Below are 17797 nucleotides of genomic sequence, written 5' to 3'. Positions count from 1 at the left end.
TCATGCTAGTTCCTTATCCGTCTGGGGAGGAGGGTATTTTCGTTTATGCCGCTTCAGCTTCATTTTGTTTAGCGTAGCCATACAGAGTTTTAGGCTCTATATCAACCATTGCATTGTTAAACTCTAAACAACCCCATTCAGAGTCAATATGTGCCGTCTTAATCTCCTCTTGACTGACATGGCTGGCAATTAAACCAGTCAAATCAACCCGTTTTTGTTCGCCGTTTTCAAAATCCAAAACAAACCAATAATCGTGCAGATGCGTAAAGTTAACTAATTTCATCATTACTCCAAAGGTTCTACCTTATGAAAGTTTTGACTATCCCACATTTCAATCAATTCGTCTTGATGTATTTCCGCCCATTCCCGAACGAGTTGACGACATTTTTTGGGAATATGTCCTTCAATGATATTGAGGTTAATTAATTCCATCACAGCTTCATAATCTCCATATTTGATGTGAATATGTCGTGGCGGATGCTCACTATCAATCAAGTACATCCGAATAATAATTCCATAGAAACGGCATATTTCAGGCATGGTTTGCTCCAGGTTAGATAGGGCTTGTCTGATAGCATTCATAGTGCTATCCGTACTTCACCGCTCATCAGCTTGGGTAATAAGGTATCGCGGAGTTTTTCGAGGGTGCGGATTTGGCCTAAGTTAATTATCAATTTTTCATAAAAAGGACAAATTTCTTCAGAGTATTCTTTTATCTGCTTTTCAGTAATAGCAGGAAATCCACAATTCTCTATTTCTGAACTACTGATATTAGGTTGCGCGCTTCCAGTAGCCGCATTCTCGATAAAGTCTTGCCCAAAATCAGACTTGAGCTGAATGTAAGCCAAATAATTAGATCCTTTGTATTTTTCTTTCAACAGACCCACACGTTGGTTTAACCATAATACTTTGTTATTTTTAGGAACAATACCTAGCTTTCCAATCTCCGCGCCGGTCATACCGATAAGAATATCACCTGTTTTAACCAAAAATCTATCTGAGATAGATTCAGACAATGGATCATCAATAAAATCTGTATTTTGAATATCAATGATGCCACCGGAAATATTCTTTATTTTCAAAATACCTTTTGTACCATTTTCTCTAAAATCTTTACTTTTAAAAGCAAACCCATTCTGAATTGATATTAGTTGTGAAATCGTTCCATCAATTTCCTTGTCAATAAACCGCTGCCGGAACAGTGTTTCAGCCATGGCTTCGAGGGTCTTGTTCTGGCGGTGCAGCAGGTCGATTTTGTCGTCGAGGCTGGACAGAACGGCGGCAATGGCTTTTTGTTCGGAGAGCGGTGGGAGTTCAATTTCTTCTTGGTGAACATCATTTCTATTCACACCGGGAACAGCACTTTTATCGCTATATTTCTCCCAATCTAATCGTTTTAAAAAATAGTAAACGAATAATTCATCATTTCCTTTGAAATCTTGGACATATAAAGTTGTATTCAAAGGCCAGTATGGTTTTTTAGAAAAAAATATCTGTCCGATGGTGCCGTATCGACCTGTTATTACACCTGGAGCATCACACATTTTTTCATTATGAAATCCAGTAACCCCGGAAGATGAAAAGATAGGTATATCTCCATCTTGGCGCAAACGATTTGGGAGATCATATCCACGTTTTAGATTTATCTGTTCACCTAATTTACACTCTCGCCACTCACTCTCAATGCTGTTGACTTAAGCATCAGCGATCCGTTTTGATTTATCCTGCTGCCATTTATTGATAGGTTTACGGGATACACGAGGATAGGACTTCCTGGGCTTCTTCGGATGGTAATACTGAACGCGCGTGATTTCCACCAAAAGCTCCTGAAACACGTTGCGTGCGATCTCCGGATAAGCTGCGGTAAACACCACGACCTCACTCGCCAATGCCCGCACGGCATTTTTAAACTGGGGCGTGGATAAGCGATCGGGATTCGGGTCGGTAAGCAGGGCAATCAAGGTGCGACTGATCACGCACATGACCAGGACGGCCAACAGTTCTTGTCTGATGCCGTTTTCACTGTGACTGTGGAACATTTCGATATCGAGGTGCAATTTTTCATCACGATATTGTTCTTCAATTCGCCAGCGACGGAAATACAGTTCAACCAGTGATTCGGCGGGATACTGACGGCTGCCGGTAAGATTGGTTAATAAGACCGACAGCGTGCCGTCCGGGCTTTCCAAACGGACCACGCGTAGCTTGATGCTTTTGGGGCCCGGTCGTTTCCGGCGAATCCGCGAGGCCGTATCCAACCAGATGACGGCCTCTGAACGCCCGGATTGGACAAAGTTCTCGACCGCTTTAAAGGTCGATTGGGCCGGACAGCGGAACACGAAAGCCGAATCCGGCGAGGTATCTCGTAAGTAGTAAAGCAAGTCATAGCTGGGATAACCGCGGTCAAACAATAAGACCAAAGGACGATCGGGGAGCTGCGGTAGCAGCTCTTTCACATCCTCGCGCTCGTTGCCTTCCGCTAAGGGACTGATCGCGCGAGCGATCGGTAACCGTCGAAAGACATCGAATGCGGTCGAGACCAGACATTGCGGATAGTGGCCTTTGCCGGGAACGGTCAAGCCGCTGTTGGGATCGAAGGCTTTGCGAAGTTCGGGCGAGGCCGGCAAGTGATATTTGGAACCGTCAAAAGCCACCGCCGTCATGCCATGCCACGTATATTCCGGCGACTCCGGCCAAAGCGAATAAGCTAACTGCACACTATCGGCTAATAGATCAGTAAAGACGGACCACGGTAATCGACTTCGGGCTTTCGTCACTGCACTCCGATGCACGGCTTCAGCCTCAGGCCAACAACCGCTTCGCCGCGCTTGTTTGAAGAATTCACCGGAGTGAATGTCCACGCCAGCGGATTTATCACTGGTAACCAGTGATAACACCAAGGTAATTAGGTTGGGTAAGGAGAGTTTGCGTGTGCGGGTAAAGTGCTCAGCCGATTGCTTTTGATCATCGGCTAACGTGTGTGAAATTAAACGGCGAAATTGTTCAAGATAAGACGAAAGTTGGCATGAATTTTCAAAGCGATGTTTGTGCCATGTTTGCGGTGCTGGTCATAAATGAGTCTCTCTGTAGTGATTTCATGTGCTTATTATAATAAAATCAAGGTATTATGTCTTTATTTTTCTTAAGTCAACAGCATTGCCACTCACTCTCCCCACGCCTAAAAATCACCACGCCCTTATCATCAATATGCTGTTTCAGTGCGTCATTGCTAATGGATGGATAAGCCACCATATCAAAAAAGAACGGCAAATAAGTGTCTTCTTCTATATCAAATTTAATCCGCTGGGCTAACGAAGCAGTGACCTTTTCACCTTTAATGGCAATATCCACATCAGAGGCTTCTTTAAAGGTGCCCATGGCCCGTGAACCAAATAAAATCGCTTGTTCAACTTCGGGGTATTGCTCAATAAAGGCGGTAATTTCCTGCCATTGCGCGTCTGTTAAACCGTATTTCATCCGTTTAGCTCAGTTTTTAAATGGCGATACAGTTTTTCAATCACCGGGTAAAAGTCTTGTTGTAAAAAATTCAACGTGTCATTCAAAATCACTTCATTGTATGTATGGCTGGTTAAATTTCTCTTTTTCAAGGCATCCATCCAAATTTCACCGTCATCAATTGTTTCATTTTGAAACGCCTGCCGAAAGACGTCTTTAGGGCTATTGACGTCAAACCCATTTTCCAAAAGATAATCTTTCAGCGTTTTCCAAGCCAGTTCAATCGTGTATTCAAAACGCTGAATAAAACCTTCTTTTTCTAAATTGGATAAAGCGTTTAAATCGGCGTCGGCAATTTCGGCAAACTGTTTGAAGGCTCGTTCAAAATTTTGAAAGCGTTGCTGCCAACGGATTTCGTTGTTCATGGTTTAATCCTGAATATTTTTGGTTTTGTGTGCTCGTTTCTACGCTCCAGCGTTGGGAATGCATACCGGCCTTAAAGCACACAGTTCTCGCAGGATGCGCACCGACCAACGCGCTTCACTGCACAACCGAGTGTAAAAACCGCGCTTGAGTTCGTTTTCGATTTTGATGAGTTCGACAAAATGTGACCAGCTCAATTGTTGCGACAGCGTCGCAACTTTTTCGTAGTCCGATAGATTAGGTGTAAAGCTTGGTCATAAGGATTAGGCCGGAATAGCTAAAGCCTGCCCCGTATTCCTGTTGTAAGCGTTGCGACAATTGTTTAAGCGTGGCTTGGCCATACTCGGAGCGGTCATCGTGCAAAATTTCCGTTTTAATGGTTTTGCTAATCTGCCAATAGGTTAGCGCCAAGGCTTGATTGACTTGGGAAGCAACATGGGACTGGGTCGTTTCGATGAGTTGCCTGATATCTTGGTACAAACCGTCGATATTAACAGTTACGGGTTGAGTCTTATTTTCAGCCTCGCCAGATTTTCAGTACTTTGTGAGAACGCATACCGGCTTTTACTCGTATCCACACCTTTTTCTAGCCACTCACTCATGCTGACACCCTTGTCTAATCCTCAATCGCCATTTAACAGCGTTATGACTGCCAAACGAACATGTTGCACCTTGTTATCGCTCAATTGCCCGACTACCCTCGAAAACAAACTCCGATGAGCGGTAAATATTTTGCCGGGTCTGGCATAACTAAGTCGCTGTAAACTGCCTTTGCTGAAATCGTCGGCATTGATTTCGATTGCCAAGGGATCGGCATAGCGATTACTGGTAATCTGACAGGCAATCCAATCGTCCTTGCCGGCCTCGGCCAACAATAAAGCAGGCCGATACTTTTGATGGCTCAAATCAGAGAAAGGAAACGGTAAAATAACTACTTGTCCGACTGCAAATGCGCCCATGCTTCATCCTCTTCCGGTCTTAACCAATCCTCCGCCAGAGCCGATTCCGATAACAATGCGGATTCGAACATATCTGGATCGCATGAACTTTTCTTCAAGACAGATTCTACCTTATGCCTTTGTTTAGTTGATAATTCTTGTAAAAATAATTGTTGCGCCTCATCCGACAAAGTTTCATAAAGCACATACAAACTATGTGCGGCATTAGGATTTTGTGTTTGCATGGTCATCGGTTAAACCTCAAATAATAATTTTCGCCAAATTCTCGGCAATGGCTTGATTGAGAGCCGCTTCTTCCAATAACTGCCCTTCAAACTCGGCTTTCAAAGCGGTAAAGCGTTCTTTGAAATCGAAATCGTCGGCTTCATCCGGCAGGCCGACATAGCGCCCAGGAGTTAAAACATAATCCAATTCCTTGACGCGCTCAATCGGCGTGGAAGCGCAAAAACCCTTGATGTCTTCATACTCACCTTCACCAGTGCGCCACGCATGGTAGGTATCAGCAATTTTCTGAATGTCCTCATGCGAAAGCTCGCGGGTACGGCGGTTGATTAGGTGCCCCAGGTTGCGGGCATCGATGAACAAAATTTCGGATTTACGCGGGTGGCCGTTGTTTCTCGCCCGGTTCATAAACCACAGCGCCGCCGGTATTTGCGTGTTCAAAAACAGCTTGGCGGGCAGGTTGACGATGCAGTCGATCAGGTTGCCTTGTTCAATCAGCGCTTTTCTTATCTCGCCTTCGCCGCTGGTTTTACTGGTTAGCGCGCCTTTGGCCAGAACGATCCCGGCTTTGCCGGTCGGCGATAGGTGATAAACAAAATGCTGGAGCCAGGCGAAATTGGCGTTACCGGCAGGCGGCGTACCGAATTGCCAGCGCCCATCGTTACGCAGCAAATCGCCGCTCCAATCGCTGTCATTAAACGGTGGATTGGCGATGATGAAATCGGCTTTCAGGTCTTTATGAGCATCGTTTAAGAACGAGCCTTCGTTGTTCCATTTGACTTGCGAGCTATCAATGCCGCGAATGGCTAAATTCATCTTGGCCAGCCGCCAAGTGGTTTGGTTGCTTTCCTGCCCGTAAATCGAAATGTCGTTGATCTTGCCCTGATGTTCTTCGACAAACTTTTCCGATTGCACGAACATGCCGCCCGAGCCGCAACAGGGATCGAGTACCCGGCCTTTATACGGTTCGAGCATTTTGACCAATAATTCAACGATACTGCGCGGCGTGTAAAACTGGCCGCCCTGTTTGCCTTCGGCGAGCGCGAATTCGCCGAGGAAATACTCGAACACATGCCCCAAGACATCGGCGCTACGGGCTTTGGCATCGCCCAGCGCGATATTGCCGACCAGATCAATCAATCCGCCTAAATTGGTAGGATCGAGGTTTTGCCGTGCGTAGACTTTCGGCAAAACGCCTTTCAATGATGGATTTTCCTTTTCGATGGCATCCATCGCGGCGTCGATGAACTTGCCGATTTCCGGCTGTTTAGCTTGGGCCAGCAAGAATGACCAACGCGCTTCGGGTGGAACGAAGAACACGTTCTCGGCTTTGTATTCGTCCTTGTCTTCGGGATCGGCGCCGACATATTCGCCTTCGCCGGCTTGTAGCTTGGCAAAATGCTCTTCGAAAGAATCCGAAATGTATTTGAGAAAGATCAGTCCGAGAACGACGTGTTTGTATTCGGCGGCATCGATGTTTTTCCGAAGTTTGTCCGCCGCTTTCCAGAGTTGTTTTTCCAGGGCTTCTGGTTTTTGTTCTTTTTTGGCTTTTGCCATGTCATTCCTTCCATCATTCAAAAAAAGGAAAAAAAGGGGTCAGGTTGAATTAATAATTCAACCTGACCCTAAGGTACCCCCACAAAACGCTCGATACCATTTATTGTTACTTAACAATCTCGACTTCGAAATCGCGATCAGGGGATCGCTCCCACAGAGCGTTCATCGCCGCCTTCGTCGTCCCTTACCTAACGCTAGGCGAAGGAAAGCCACTGGCGATCAATATCCACAGACTTATCAAACATCAACGCTCCCAGTTATTCGATAAGCTCTGTTCAGCAAGTGTACCGGACTTATGTATAACGATAAACGCAGAGCGTAGGAACGATGAAAAAAATCAATATATCTATAAATTTTCAGCCATAGCAAATCGTTTTATTTGGCTATTTCGCAGGGATACCTCAGAACCTGCCCCCCCTTTTTTGCGGGCTTTTTTAGAGCGTTTATAAGAGCCCTTCTCGACGCGCTTCTTCCTTAAAGTTATTTAATAAATCTTCTAGTTTCTCATCGGAAAAACCGCTCTGTTCAGCCTGAATCAGTTCAGATCAATTTCAAGCTGTTGTCGCCGCGCCCGCCGAATTAGGTCATTAATCACTTCGCTTTTACAACGGTATTCTGCATTAGCGATTTGAGCCTTCAACCACTCATCGTTCGGCTCTGTTACGGATATGCTTTGTCTTACCATTATTATCTGACCCTTCAAGAATCTACTACGCACCCATGCTGCATCAATTATGCACCACATAAAACAAAAAACAGCCTCCTATAAAAGACTTTTTATATGCCGAAAAAAGCAAAATACCACCAACAGAAAGGCAAAAAATTGACTATTTTTCACTTCGGCGCAACAGCATTCTGATAACAAGACGATAGATTGTTTCTGAGGGTCGAGTTTTTCTGGGGCATGAACTACTGAGGAAAACCGGCATAAGCGCCAACTTAAGCATCTAAGTGATTGATTAAGCAGTAGGATGGGTAGGAGCGAAGCGGAAACCCATCATGGGCACCCGCAAACGGTAAAAAACGTTACGGAAGGGTTTATAAACCCCGTCCTGCGATAGCAACTGCGTCTGGTTGAAAAACGATGGGTTTCGGCTTCCGCCTCTACCCATCCTACGCAAAATCGGCCATGGAGGAAGGTCTGTGCAGAGCAGTATACCCATCGGAGGTCAAAATTCGGCACCGGGGTGCCCGTCAAAGGACGCCGTGAATACATCCATGTAGGCTCTATGCCAGCTCCATGCTGGCAAAGCCTTTGCCGGACACCCCGGTGCCTCCTAAGGCACTGCCGAAATTTGAAGTGCGAAAGGTATAGCTTGGGTAGTAGCGAAACGGAAATCCATCATTTTGTGGCTACATTCTTATTTTTCAACTATGAATCAATGTATTGCGCCTTAAGTTGGCGCTTATGAGGAAAACCGGTCCTAAGTAAAGGATAGAGTCAGGTCAGGCTTTGCATTTGATCCTTCCCTTTTTCCAAATTTTTCTAGGCGTCCACCAAGCTTTCATTGCGAGTCTTCTAGCGCTCGGCATAACAAATAACAGGTCCTGTCTTATGGGCGCCCCTGCCAGTTCCGCTTGCCGACTCCCACAGAAACAATTGCCAACAAACCAAAAAATTGGATCTTCAGATTTTGGTGGCAGCCAATCTATTTTTTAACGCGCTTATCGCCGTATAGCCGACCTTTTGATGTTGTTAATGCTGGCTTTTGCAAAATGAATTAATAATTTAAATTTAACCTGAGCCTTTTTTCGCTTTTTTCGCCCATTTCGAGTATTTACGAAACGGCGGAAATGTCGCCTTGATGACTGACAATAGATCGCCTGTTAGAAGGATGGAACAGCGTTGCCGGCATCGGCATGTGATAGAAACTCTACCATCCTTGGCACTCCATGTCCTTTACGGAACCTTTTTGTTTTATGTATTGATTCTCAAGCTTCCGGCAATTCAACCCACGACTTATCTTCAAATTCGGCGGTTTTTTCGCTCCCGAGCCAGCGGTAGACCAATCCCGCAAGACCGGCGCCAACGATAGGGGCAACCCAGAACAACCATAGTTGCGCGACCGCCCAATCGCCAACAAAAATTGCGACGGCTGTGCTGCGAGCCGGGTTGACCGAGGTATTCGTAACCGGAATGCTGATTAGATGGATGAGCGTGAGACCCAGCCCGATGGCTATCGGAGCAAAACCGGCCGGCGCCCGTTTATCGGTTGCACCGAGAATGATGATCAAAAACATGAAAGTCATGACTACTTCTGTAGTCAATGCAGACGTCAAACTATAACCGCCGGGCGAATGCTCTCCATACCCGTTAGATGCAAATCCGCCGCTTACATCGAATCCCGCTTTACCTGTCGCGATAATATAAAGCACGACCGCTCCGGTAATTCCGCCTAACACTTGCGCGGCGATATAAGGCCCGAGTTCGCCAGCCGAGAAGCGTCCGCCGGACCACAGGCCGATCGAAACGGCCGGATTAAGGTGGCAGCCTGATATATGACCGATGGCATAGGCCATGGTCAATACTGTTAAACCGAAAGCAAAGGAAACGCCGGTAAGACCGATGCCTACTTCGGGAAAGGCTGCGGCAAGTACGGCGCTTCCGCAACCGCCGAGAACCAGCCAAAATGTGCCGATGAATTCGGCGCCTAATTTTTTTGATAGTGTCATGATTAAATCTCCACGGACTGCTTAAAAGCTTATTGTTGGTATTGTTATAAGTCCAAATGCTACATTAAGATACTGGGCGCGGAATGCTCTCCTCTGTGAACTAGTTGGAAGAAATATAGCAAAGTTTATGTTATGGAGATAGCAAATTGTATTGAAACATACCCGAGTAATATCATTGATGATGCTCCTATGCTCAACTCTTCTTCGGATAAATCGACAGACCTATTTCGTACGTTCGTGGGTTTGCTATCTTTTTTAGGAATATGCACAGATTTACTTTTACAAGTTTTAGGCATTATGATGGTTCGGCGACTCGCTTGTCAGGACGCCGTGAACCCAGCACCTAAATTATCCAAGATAGTTAACCATAGCCAATGGGCTATGGAATTTAGGTGCTGGATTTAGGTGCTGGGTGAATACATCCATGTAGGCTCGACGGCGGCTATCCCTGCCGCCGACGCCTGTCAATCGAGCCACCGCCCCCTCCTTTCAGCATTTGTCGAAGTTATTTCATGCTCGTTCCTTAGGTTCCTAGATTAAATTTCAATCACAGTGGACGCGCCGTCATTTACCGAATTGAAAACATCATGAAAATATTCATTCCGACCATCTTTGCCTTGCTGCTCTGCTGCCCAGCCATAAGCGTGAGCGTCACGCTGTCGGTCGGCTCCGAGCGAATCTTGAAGCAACCCAGTGATGCGGCAAGAATCGCCAAGAACGGCGACACAGTGGTAATTGATGCCGGCATCTATTCGGGTGATGTCGCGGTTTGGCGGCAGCATCGACTGACATTGAGAGGCGCCGGCGGACGAGCGCATCTCCAGGCGAACGGAAATTCAGCCGAAGGCAAAGCCATTTGGGTCATCAAGGGTAATAATGTCATTGTCGAGAATATCGAATTTTCCGGCGCGGCTGTGGCGAGTTTGAATGGGGCAGGCATACGCTTTGAAGGCACGCATTTGACGGTTCGCAATGCGCATTTTCATAATAACCAAATGGGGATTTTGACCGGCTCGAATCCGCGTAGCGATATTGTGATCGAAGGCTCCGAATTCAATGATAATACGGTCGATTACCACCGCCACGGCAAGCTGGGGCACAATATTTATATCGGCGCTATTCGACACTTTGCACTGCGTAATTGTTACATCCATGATGCCGTAACCGGTCATAACGTTAAATCGCGGGCACGGGAAAATTATCTGCTTTACAACCGCATTACCGACGAGCACGGCGCGTCGAGTTATTTGATCGACCTACCGAACGGCGGCGATGCTTTCATTATCGGCAATGTGTTGCGACAAAGCCCCCGCTCTGATAATTGGACGGCCATTTCCTATGCCGGAGAATACAGCCGGAACAATTCGAATCAAAATCTCTATGCGGTGAACAACACTTTCGTCAATGATCGCAGCCGCGGCGTGTTCATTCACAATCACGCAAACGTCGAAGTGGTCTCGATTAATAATTTACTAGTCGGTAACGTTATTCCGTTGCAAGGATCCGGGCGGCAACGCTACAACCTGACGACTGAAGACGGCGGTTTTGTCGATCGTAACGCTTTCGATTATCGTCTTTTGCCCAGCTCCCCGGCGATAGGAAGAGGCTCCGCTCCGGGCATGCCTTCTATCGGCGTTTCGCTTCGTCCGGAGTTTCAATATCGCCATCCGCTAAACCGAGAAGCGCGTCGGCAACGAGACCCGATCGATATCGGCGCTTACGCATTTGACGGTGGATTATAAAACCGTCAAGACATAGACTTGTTCTTGCAAACGACTTAAGCCTCTTTCCCGAAAACGAGGCTCTTTAGACAATATATCCTCGGTGTGCAGCAAATCGATCCGGCACCAATCCCGATACAGCGTTTCTACTTCTTGGCATTGCACGCTGAACGGCGGCCCGTCCATTTCTTGCTGTGGATAATCGAATGCCACCAATAATATTTTCGTGCCGATTTTAAGCAAGCGTTTCATATGCCCCGCATAATCCGCGCGCATCTCCGGCGGCAACGCAACGAGCGAGGCTCGATCATAAACGGCATCAACACCCGTTAAAACGTCCTCTCTCAGGTGAAAAAAATCGCCGCAATAAATGCATAGATCATCGTTTTCCCACACTTCGAAATTGTCTTTACATCTTGCGGTTGCCGGTACATTGTTCTCGGTGAAAAACGCGTTAACCGCCAAGGGACTGAGTTCGACGCCGATTACCCGATAGTTTTGCGCGAGCAGCCACAGCATATCGTTACTCTTTCCGCACAACGGCACGAAGACCCGGCTTCCCGCTTCGATATGCAATGCCGGCCAATATTGTTCCAAATGCGGATTGATGCTTTCACTATGAAAACCGATCTGATTTTGTTGCCAGCGTTCCAGCCAGAATTCTTGATGCATAATTTCTCGTTCTATTTAGCCGTTCATTGGTTTCAATCATTCAATACAGTTTCGCATAAGGCGGGCAGTTCCGGTGCTTTGGCCGGGGCGATCGGTGCTGCGGGCGTTTTCGCTTCGGCGGTAAACCACCAGTCGAGCGATGCATCGCAGCCGTCGCCTTTAGGGATAGGCTCTTGGCTTCGGCAATCGGGGTTGCTTTCCGGACATTTCAAGCGCACATGGAAATGATCGTGATGCCCCCACCATGGGCGAATTTTTCCGAGCCAATTGTGTTCGGCCGAATTTTCGCACAGATGACGTTTGATCGCGGCATTGACGAAAATCCGTTCGACTTCCGGCATGCGCGCCGCCGTTTCGAGTATACGATCATGGCGCTGCGTCCACTGGGCATCATCGATGCGGTCGATGGCAGTCCTTACCACTGACGGAGCGCTCCATTTTTCCCGTTCTTCCATCGTCAATGATCGCAAGGTAGCCTTTTGCGATATTAAATACCAGATATCGACATCGAGACCGGTTTGATGGCTGCGGTGTCCGGTCAAAGTCGGGCCGCCGCGAGGCTGTCCCAAATCACCGATCAATAGAGTTCCCCAGCCTTGCGCCATCGCTTCTCGGCCCATGTTTTCGATGAATTGAATCAAATCGGGATGGCCGTAATAGCGTTTGCGCGACAAACGCATCACTTGATAACCCTCGCCCCTGAACGGCAACGATACCGCTCCACGAATACACCCGGCCGTATAGTCGCCAATGCTTTGCGCAATATCGCGGGCCGGCGCAGGTTCGGTCACTTTGGCCCATTTCTGTAATGCAGGATTTGCTGCGGCAAGCGTCGCAATAATCCATAAAGAGATGATGATTAATAGTTTTTTCATGGGAGCGAATTTGGATGACTGATGTTTAAGATAGAGCTGCGTTTATCATTACCCGACGGTAAACAATTATCCATCCTAGAGTTTGCTGCCATTAGGTTAAATCTTTGACTATTCAGCATTAGTGGCTTCGAAAGTCGCGATGTAGGCATCGCTCCCACATTAGCTTCAGCTAGGTAGAAGCGATCCTTGAAGCGCCCCCGTGCCAGAGGAGCATGGAAGCCATGAGGCTGTAATTGTTATCGATTACTGTGAAAGTTCGTAGATTTAGACTCATTATCTAATTTTTCGATATACAAATCTCCGTTCTGGCAATTCCGGTTCCGGAGAGGGTGCGGTTGCTCGACCGGCAGGCGTCGGCGGCAGGGAGCCGCCGTCGAGCCTGCAGGGATGTATTCACCCAGCACCTAAATTCCATAGCCCATTGGCTATAGTTAACTATCTTGGATAATTTAGGTGCTGGGTTCACGGCGACCTGTCGGGCGAGTGACCGCACCCTCCGCCACCAGAGAACTTTCATTTGCCGGGGCGATGGCCAGGCCTTCATGAACGTTATGGTTTAAGCTGGCACGTATACAGCGATTAGCTAAACTCTACAACAGACCGATTGCTTTTCGTGTTTTTTATCTGTTTCGTGGAAAAATGTTTTTTATTCGTTATTTTCCATCTTGCTCGGAGAGCACTCGTTGCCGTGTAAAGTAATCCTGCAAATAGCTATTGAAGCGGCGCACGGCAATGGACCGGGGCTGTAGCGAAGTGAATTCTTGCATCGGGATATCCTCGCCGACGTGCATTGCAAGATGAAAGCGCCGGTGCGGGATTTGATACCATTTTTCGGCCTTGGTCAGCGTACTGGGATAACAGGACATCGTCACAGGCGTCACGATCGCTTGCGCTTGCAGCGCGATGCTGGCCGCGCCGCGTTGAAACCGGTAGGGTTTGCCGGGCACTGAGCGGGTGCCTTCCGGAAAGATGATCATCGTGCCGCCCGATTGCAATCTTTGCACGCATTCGTCTATCATGATTTCAGGGTCGCCGTTGCTGATATAGCCGGCATTGAGGATCGGCCCCCTCATGAACGGATTGCGCCACAAACTGGCCTTGACAATGCAGCTAGCCTGACTGATTCGGCTGATCAGAAAGACGATGTCGACCAATGTCGGATGATTAGCGACGATCAATTGTCCGGGCCTATTGAGTTTTTCCAGCCCTTCGATCTCGTAGGTCATCACTCCGATTCGATGCATCAGGCCGATGAATGCGTAAAAACTGTAATGAACGACTTGTTGACCTCGGCGGATCCTACTCTCGTGAGTTCCTGGAATGATCGACAACACCGGAAAGACTAACACCCATAATAAGAATCCGCCAGCGCCGAAGGTAAAAAAACTGACCCCGGTACCAAACAAACGCCAATAATAATTCAGCCGCTTTATTTGAGGCTGATGGATTTTCGTTATTCGGTTTAATGTTCGGCTGACGCTTTGAATCATTATCAAACGGGTTATTATTGTGTCCGAAAATTCGGGAGCGAAGTGTCTTCGGCTTAGACAAATTGCAAGGTAATTATTCACACCTCCCTATCGTTCCCACGCTCCAGCGCTCGTTGTTATACAGAAATTTTAGGGTACGCTGTGCGTACCTTCATGCCGTTAACTACCCTGATCAAACCATAAAGGCTTGTGTTAAGTTTGGTGGGGTTACCATGGCACGCACAGCGTACCCTCCGGCACTCCAACATTTGCGTGCTTTTGTCATCGCGCAGGATGGCCAACAATGTACCTCAAAGCGATATGTATAAATCTTAGATACCATCTTAGTCAATGTGACCCCGACACTATTAATTGTCACCTGGCTTTCCCGGCTTAGACGATGAGTGCTGTATTTTATAGAAGCGGTCTTATGCCCCCGGCACATTATTAACCATGGCGCCGAGATAGTCGACGAATTCGGTTAAAAACACAATCAATTCATCAATTCTATCTTTCAAATCATGCAAGAAATCGCGGTGATGATGATGCTCCTCAACATAGAAAGACAGCCCCATATAGATCGTATTCGAACCCATTACGATCATGATCAAGGCCGCCGTTTTCAACATCAAGCCTCTGAAATGCGCACTCATCTTACCGAACGCGACACTGATGAACAGCATCATCGGCAGCGTTCCGGCACCGAAAGTCAGCATCAACAATCCGCCCTCGGCAATGGTTGTCGCGGATGTAGCCTTAACGGCCATTGCAAACGTCAATGGGCACGGCATCAAGCCGTTCAACAACCCGGCAATCAGTGCGCCGACGACCGGACCTTTGGTGCTGGCAGATGCATAGCCCTTGCGTAACACATTCATCGGAATCAATCGAATCGAGCCTTGAAACGGTATCCATCCGAGAATACCCAAAGCCAAAAGGATCACGACTGCGCCGATCACCATTTGCAGCAGACTTTGCAATTTGCCGAACAGGCCGCTCGAAACCAACACGACTCCGAGCGAGGCGGCGGCGAAGCCGACCATCGTATAAACGAAAATGCGCGCGAGTTGATAGGCGAAATATGGGAGATAGCTTCTGGACGGTCCTGATTTCATGAAGTAACCGGAAACCAATGCGCCGCACATTCCCAAACAATGTCCGCTGCCCAACAATCCGGCCATAAACGCCAGACTGTAGTCGAAACCGCCGGCTGCAGCAATATGATGCATGCCGTGATCCATTGTCGAATGATCCATTTGAAATCCTATTTTTTACCCAAGCGCAACGAATTGACGATCACGGACACCGAACTCAGCGCCATCGCCGCCGAGGCGATCATCGGATTAAGCTTACCCAAGGCCGCGACCGGAATCGCGACCGTGTTATAACCGAACGCCCAAAACAAATTTTCCTTGATAATGCGAATCGTATCGGTACTAAGTTCGATTGCATCGGTTACTTTGGTAATATCGCCACTGACTAGCGTCATATCGGCCGACTCGATCGCGATATCGGTGCCGCTGCCTATCGCAAAACCGACATCGGCCGCCGCCAGTGCCGGTGCATCATTGATACCGTCACCGATCATGCCGACATGGCGGCCTTGCTGTTGAAAATCGTGAATAATCGCAAGCTTGTCTTCGGGCTTGGCGTTCGCGACAACCGTTTCGATACCAACTTTTGCGGCTATATAATTAGCCGTTTTTTCGGTATCGCCGGTCACCATCAGTGTATGTACACCCATTTTATTCAATCGTGCGATCGCTTTGCCCGCTTGTGACCGCGGCTTATCGGCAATACCGAAAACCGCCGACTCCTTTCCGTTTATCGCCATAAACACGGGCGTCTTACCTTGCCCGGCATATTCACCGGCCGTTTTCGATAAAGCATCGATCGAAACACCTTGGTCAACCAACCACCCTCTATTGCCCAATAATAAATTTTCCCCCCCGACTTCGGCTAATATGCCTCGTCCGGTTTCGCTCTTGAAATGACTGCATTCCTGCAGGATCATCGAACGTTCTTTGGCATAGTCTACGATCGCTTTACCGAGAAAATGCTCCGAATTGTTTTCTGCCGACGCAGCCAATATCAGGACTTCCTCATCGTCTATTCCGGAAATATTGAGCCACTCGCTGACTTTCGGTTTACCTTCGGTAATCGTGCCGGTCTTATCGAACACGATCGCATCGAGCTTGGCCGCCAGTTCCAAACTTTCGCCGTTGCGGATATAAACACCTTCGCGCGCCGCACGGCCGGTACCCACCATGATTGCCGCCGGAGTCGCCAAGCCTAATGCACAAGGGCAAGCAATCAATAACACGGTAATCGCATTACCGAAGGCATGCGCGAACGGCGCACCAACCAGCAACCACCCGCCCATCGTCAAGCCTGAAAAAACCATGACCGAGGGCACGAACACCGCCGAGATTCTATCGACCTGTTTCTGAATCGGCAATTTGGCGGCCTGAGCCTGATCGACCATGTGTACGATACCGGCCAGCACGGTGTCCATACCGACCGCAGTCGCACGTATCTTCAATACACCGCTGCCGTTGACGCAGCCTCCTATCACTTTTTGACCGACTTCCTTGACGACCGGTAAACTTTCGCCTGTCACCATCGCTTCGTCGACCGTCGAAACGCCATGAATCACTTGGCCGTCGGTCGGTATTTTTTCACCCGGACGCACCAATAAAATATCGTCGATTGCGATATCGTCGACATCGATCGTGATTTCTTCGCCGTCGCACAACAACGTCGCGGTTTGCGGCTGCAAATCGACTAATTTTCGGATCGCCTCTCCGGCCTTGCCCTTTGCATTTTCTTCGAGATAGCGCCCCAACAAGACAAAGGTAATGATCGCGGCGGCCGCTTCGAAATAAATGTGACCTCTGTTTCGAAACAACGCCGGCAAACTATAACCGTAGGCGGAACCGACGCCCAATGCTATCAATGAATCCATGTTGGCGGCTCGGTGTTTCGCCAAACGAAAAGCCTTGCTGAAAAACTGCCAGCCGGACCAAAATACGACCGGTGTCGTCAAACCGAATTGCAGCCAATGCAGCCAGCGCGACGACGGCATGCTCATGCCGACCGCAACAACGGGCAGGCTCAATATTCCCGACCAAACGAAACGGCTTCGTGCCGTCAAAATACGTTGCTGTTCTTTTTCAATCAGAATTTTGCGTTGCGACAAGGTATCCATCGCATAGGTTTTGTAACCAAGCGACGCCACTCTTACACCGACTTCATCCTTATCGAGCTGCCCATGGACGGTTAAAGTTTCGGTACCGAAATTGACGCTGGCTTGCTTGATCGCCGGATCGCGTTTCAGAACCATTTCGATTAGCAAAGCGCACGACGCGCAAGTCATGCCTTCGACGGCAAGATCGACTTCTTGCAGGGGACCGTCAAAGTCTTTCTTTCTTGCTTGATGGTCGATGCTTTGTTTATGGGCGATGTTGCCCAGCACCGCATCAATCAAAATCAGTAAATTCTTTTTCGGTAGACTGGCCGGGTCGAATTCGATCACAACCGAACCCAGCGAAAAAACTGAACGTACTGCTTTGATTTCCGATCGCTTTTTTAGAAGGATTTCAAAAATGTAACCCCGTTCTTGGTCTTTTTTTAGTATTGGAGATTCGATCCGAATGCGCCGGGATAATTGATGAACAAGCCGGAAGTTTTTAAAAGTCACGCTTTGGGAATCCATATCGATTTAGACAGTAATATCAAGCCAGTGAATAACAACAATCGCTGCGATTTAA

The 17797-nt window shown here is 48.0% G+C and carries 17 protein-coding genes and 1 pseudogene; 1 reads left to right on the top strand and 17 read right to left on the bottom strand.

Going from position 1 to position 17797, the window contains the following annotated elements; genetic code table 11:
* Positions 1–43: 43 nt before the first annotated feature.
* The 12 genes and pseudogenes from ACINK7_RS01095 to aqpZ all read right to left on the bottom strand — a co-directional run bounded on the left by ACINK7_RS01095 (position 44) and on the right by aqpZ (position 9290).
* Complete coding sequence (locus ACINK7_RS01095; protein WP_404359248.1) at positions 44–286, bottom strand: DUF2442 domain-containing protein; 243 nt, start codon at positions 284–286, stop codon at positions 44–46.
* Complete coding sequence (locus tag ACINK7_RS01090) at positions 286–582, bottom strand: DUF4160 domain-containing protein (RefSeq protein WP_404359246.1); 297 nt, start codon at positions 580–582, stop codon at positions 286–288. Before ACINK7_RS01090 ends, ACINK7_RS01095 begins: the two co-directional genes overlap by 1 nt.
* Positions 579–1685, bottom strand: a complete 1107-nt coding sequence (locus tag ACINK7_RS01085; protein ID WP_404361398.1) for a restriction endonuclease subunit S — start codon at positions 1683–1685, stop codon at positions 579–581. Before ACINK7_RS01085 ends, ACINK7_RS01090 begins: the two co-directional genes overlap by 4 nt.
* Positions 1686–1694: 9 nt before the next feature.
* Entirely contained in the window at positions 1695–2987 is a 1293-nt protein-coding gene (locus tag ACINK7_RS01080) for an IS4 family transposase (protein WP_404361397.1), read from the bottom strand.
* A 160-nt stretch (positions 2988–3147) separates the two neighbouring features.
* Complete coding sequence (locus ACINK7_RS01075) at positions 3148–3477, bottom strand: nucleotidyltransferase family protein (RefSeq protein ID WP_404359244.1); 330 nt, start codon at positions 3475–3477, stop codon at positions 3148–3150.
* Positions 3474–3881, bottom strand: a complete 408-nt coding sequence (locus tag ACINK7_RS01070; protein ID WP_404359242.1) for a nucleotidyltransferase substrate binding protein — start codon at positions 3879–3881, stop codon at positions 3474–3476. The genes ACINK7_RS01075 and ACINK7_RS01070 overlap by 4 nt, the downstream gene beginning before the upstream one ends.
* Positions 3882–3920: 39 nt before the next feature.
* Positions 3921–4106 (bottom strand): annotated as a pseudogene (locus ACINK7_RS01065) (DUF1016 N-terminal domain-containing protein); the annotation flags it as partial.
* A gap of 10 nt (positions 4107–4116) precedes the next feature.
* Entirely contained in the window at positions 4117–4359 is a 243-nt protein-coding gene (locus tag ACINK7_RS01060) for a DUF1016 N-terminal domain-containing protein (protein WP_404359240.1), read from the bottom strand.
* Positions 4360–4502: 143 nt separating this feature from the next.
* Positions 4503–4838 carry a type II toxin-antitoxin system PemK/MazF family toxin gene (locus tag ACINK7_RS01055; RefSeq protein WP_404359238.1) on the bottom strand — a complete coding sequence of 112 codons (336 nt, stop codon included), beginning with the start codon at positions 4836–4838 and terminating at the stop codon, positions 4503–4505.
* Complete coding sequence (locus ACINK7_RS01050; RefSeq protein WP_404359237.1) at positions 4811–5068, bottom strand: hypothetical protein; 258 nt, start codon at positions 5066–5068, stop codon at positions 4811–4813. Before ACINK7_RS01050 ends, ACINK7_RS01055 begins: the two co-directional genes overlap by 28 nt.
* A gap of 10 nt (positions 5069–5078) precedes the next feature.
* Complete coding sequence (locus tag ACINK7_RS01045) at positions 5079–6617, bottom strand: N-6 DNA methylase (protein WP_404359235.1); 1539 nt, start codon at positions 6615–6617, stop codon at positions 5079–5081.
* Positions 6618–8549: 1932 nt separating this feature from the next.
* Entirely contained in the window at positions 8550–9290 is a 741-nt protein-coding gene (gene aqpZ / locus ACINK7_RS01040) for an aquaporin Z (RefSeq protein WP_404359233.1), read from the bottom strand.
* A 587-nt stretch (positions 9291–9877) separates the two neighbouring features.
* Between aqpZ and ACINK7_RS01035 the strand changes: the two genes are divergently transcribed.
* Positions 9878–11032: a right-handed parallel beta-helix repeat-containing protein gene (locus ACINK7_RS01035; protein WP_404359231.1), complete on the top strand. Its 1155-nt coding sequence runs from the start codon at positions 9878–9880 to the stop codon at positions 11030–11032.
* Here ACINK7_RS01035 and ACINK7_RS01030 read toward each other — a convergent pair.
* From ACINK7_RS01030 to ACINK7_RS01010, 5 genes are all read right to left on the bottom strand, one after another.
* On the bottom strand, positions 11027–11683 hold the full coding sequence (locus ACINK7_RS01030; protein WP_404359229.1) for a thiopurine S-methyltransferase: 657 nt from the start codon (positions 11681–11683) through the stop codon (positions 11027–11029). The two genes, ACINK7_RS01035 and ACINK7_RS01030, sit on opposite strands and share 6 nt — an antisense overlap.
* Positions 11684–11715: 32 nt before the next feature.
* Positions 11716–12558 (bottom strand): penicillin-insensitive murein endopeptidase, encoded by an 843-nt coding sequence (gene mepA, locus ACINK7_RS01025; protein WP_404359227.1) that lies wholly within the window; start codon positions 12556–12558, stop codon positions 11716–11718.
* A 653-nt stretch (positions 12559–13211) separates the two neighbouring features.
* On the bottom strand, positions 13212–14048 hold the full coding sequence (locus ACINK7_RS01020; protein WP_404359225.1) for a lysophospholipid acyltransferase family protein: 837 nt from the start codon (positions 14046–14048) through the stop codon (positions 13212–13214).
* A 407-nt stretch (positions 14049–14455) separates the two neighbouring features.
* Entirely contained in the window at positions 14456–15283 is an 828-nt protein-coding gene (locus ACINK7_RS01015) for a sulfite exporter TauE/SafE family protein (RefSeq protein ID WP_404359223.1), read from the bottom strand.
* Between the two features lie 8 nt (positions 15284–15291).
* Positions 15292–17742 (bottom strand): heavy metal translocating P-type ATPase, encoded by a 2451-nt coding sequence (locus tag ACINK7_RS01010; protein ID WP_404359222.1) that lies wholly within the window; start codon positions 17740–17742, stop codon positions 15292–15294.
* Between the last annotated feature and the right edge of the window lie 55 nt (positions 17743–17797).

This window comes from Methylotuvimicrobium sp. KM1 (assembly GCF_044788715.1).
GTDB lineage: Bacteria > Pseudomonadota > Gammaproteobacteria > Methylococcales > Methylomonadaceae > Methylotuvimicrobium.
This window is presented reverse-complemented; position numbering and strand designations above follow the sequence as displayed.

Coding starts and splice junctions, on each gene's coding strand:
- ACINK7_RS01095 (WP_404359248.1), bottom strand. CDS start 286: ATGATGAAATTAGTTAACTTTACGCATCTGCACGATTATTGGTTTGTT.
- ACINK7_RS01090 (WP_404359246.1), bottom strand. CDS start 582: ATGAATGCTATCAGACAAGCCCTATCTAACCTGGAGCAAACCATGCCT.
- ACINK7_RS01075 (WP_404359244.1), bottom strand. CDS start 3,477: ATGAAATACGGTTTAACAGACGCGCAATGGCAGGAAATTACCGCCTTT.
- ACINK7_RS01070 (WP_404359242.1), bottom strand. CDS start 3,881: ATGAACAACGAAATCCGTTGGCAGCAACGCTTTCAAAATTTTGAACGA.
- ACINK7_RS01055 (WP_404359238.1), bottom strand. CDS start 4,838: ATGGGCGCATTTGCAGTCGGACAAGTAGTTATTTTACCGTTTCCTTTC.
- ACINK7_RS01050 (WP_404359237.1), bottom strand. CDS start 5,068: ATGACCATGCAAACACAAAATCCTAATGCCGCACATAGTTTGTATGTG.
- ACINK7_RS01045 (WP_404359235.1), bottom strand. CDS start 6,617: ATGGCAAAAGCCAAAAAAGAACAAAAACCAGAAGCCCTGGAAAAACAA.
- aqpZ (WP_404359233.1), bottom strand. CDS start 9,290: ATGACACTATCAAAAAAATTAGGCGCCGAATTCATCGGCACATTTTGG.
- ACINK7_RS01035 (WP_404359231.1), top strand. CDS start 9,878: ATGAAAATATTCATTCCGACCATCTTTGCCTTGCTGCTCTGCTGCCCA.
- ACINK7_RS01030 (WP_404359229.1), bottom strand. CDS start 11,683: ATGCATCAAGAATTCTGGCTGGAACGCTGGCAACAAAATCAGATCGGT.
- mepA (WP_404359227.1), bottom strand. CDS start 12,558: ATGAAAAAACTATTAATCATCATCTCTTTATGGATTATTGCGACGCTT.
- ACINK7_RS01020 (WP_404359225.1), bottom strand. CDS start 14,048: ATGATTCAAAGCGTCAGCCGAACATTAAACCGAATAACGAAAATCCAT.
- ACINK7_RS01015 (WP_404359223.1), bottom strand. CDS start 15,283: ATGGATCATTCGACAATGGATCACGGCATGCATCATATTGCTGCAGCC.
- ACINK7_RS01010 (WP_404359222.1), bottom strand. CDS start 17,742: ATGGATTCCCAAAGCGTGACTTTTAAAAACTTCCGGCTTGTTCATCAA.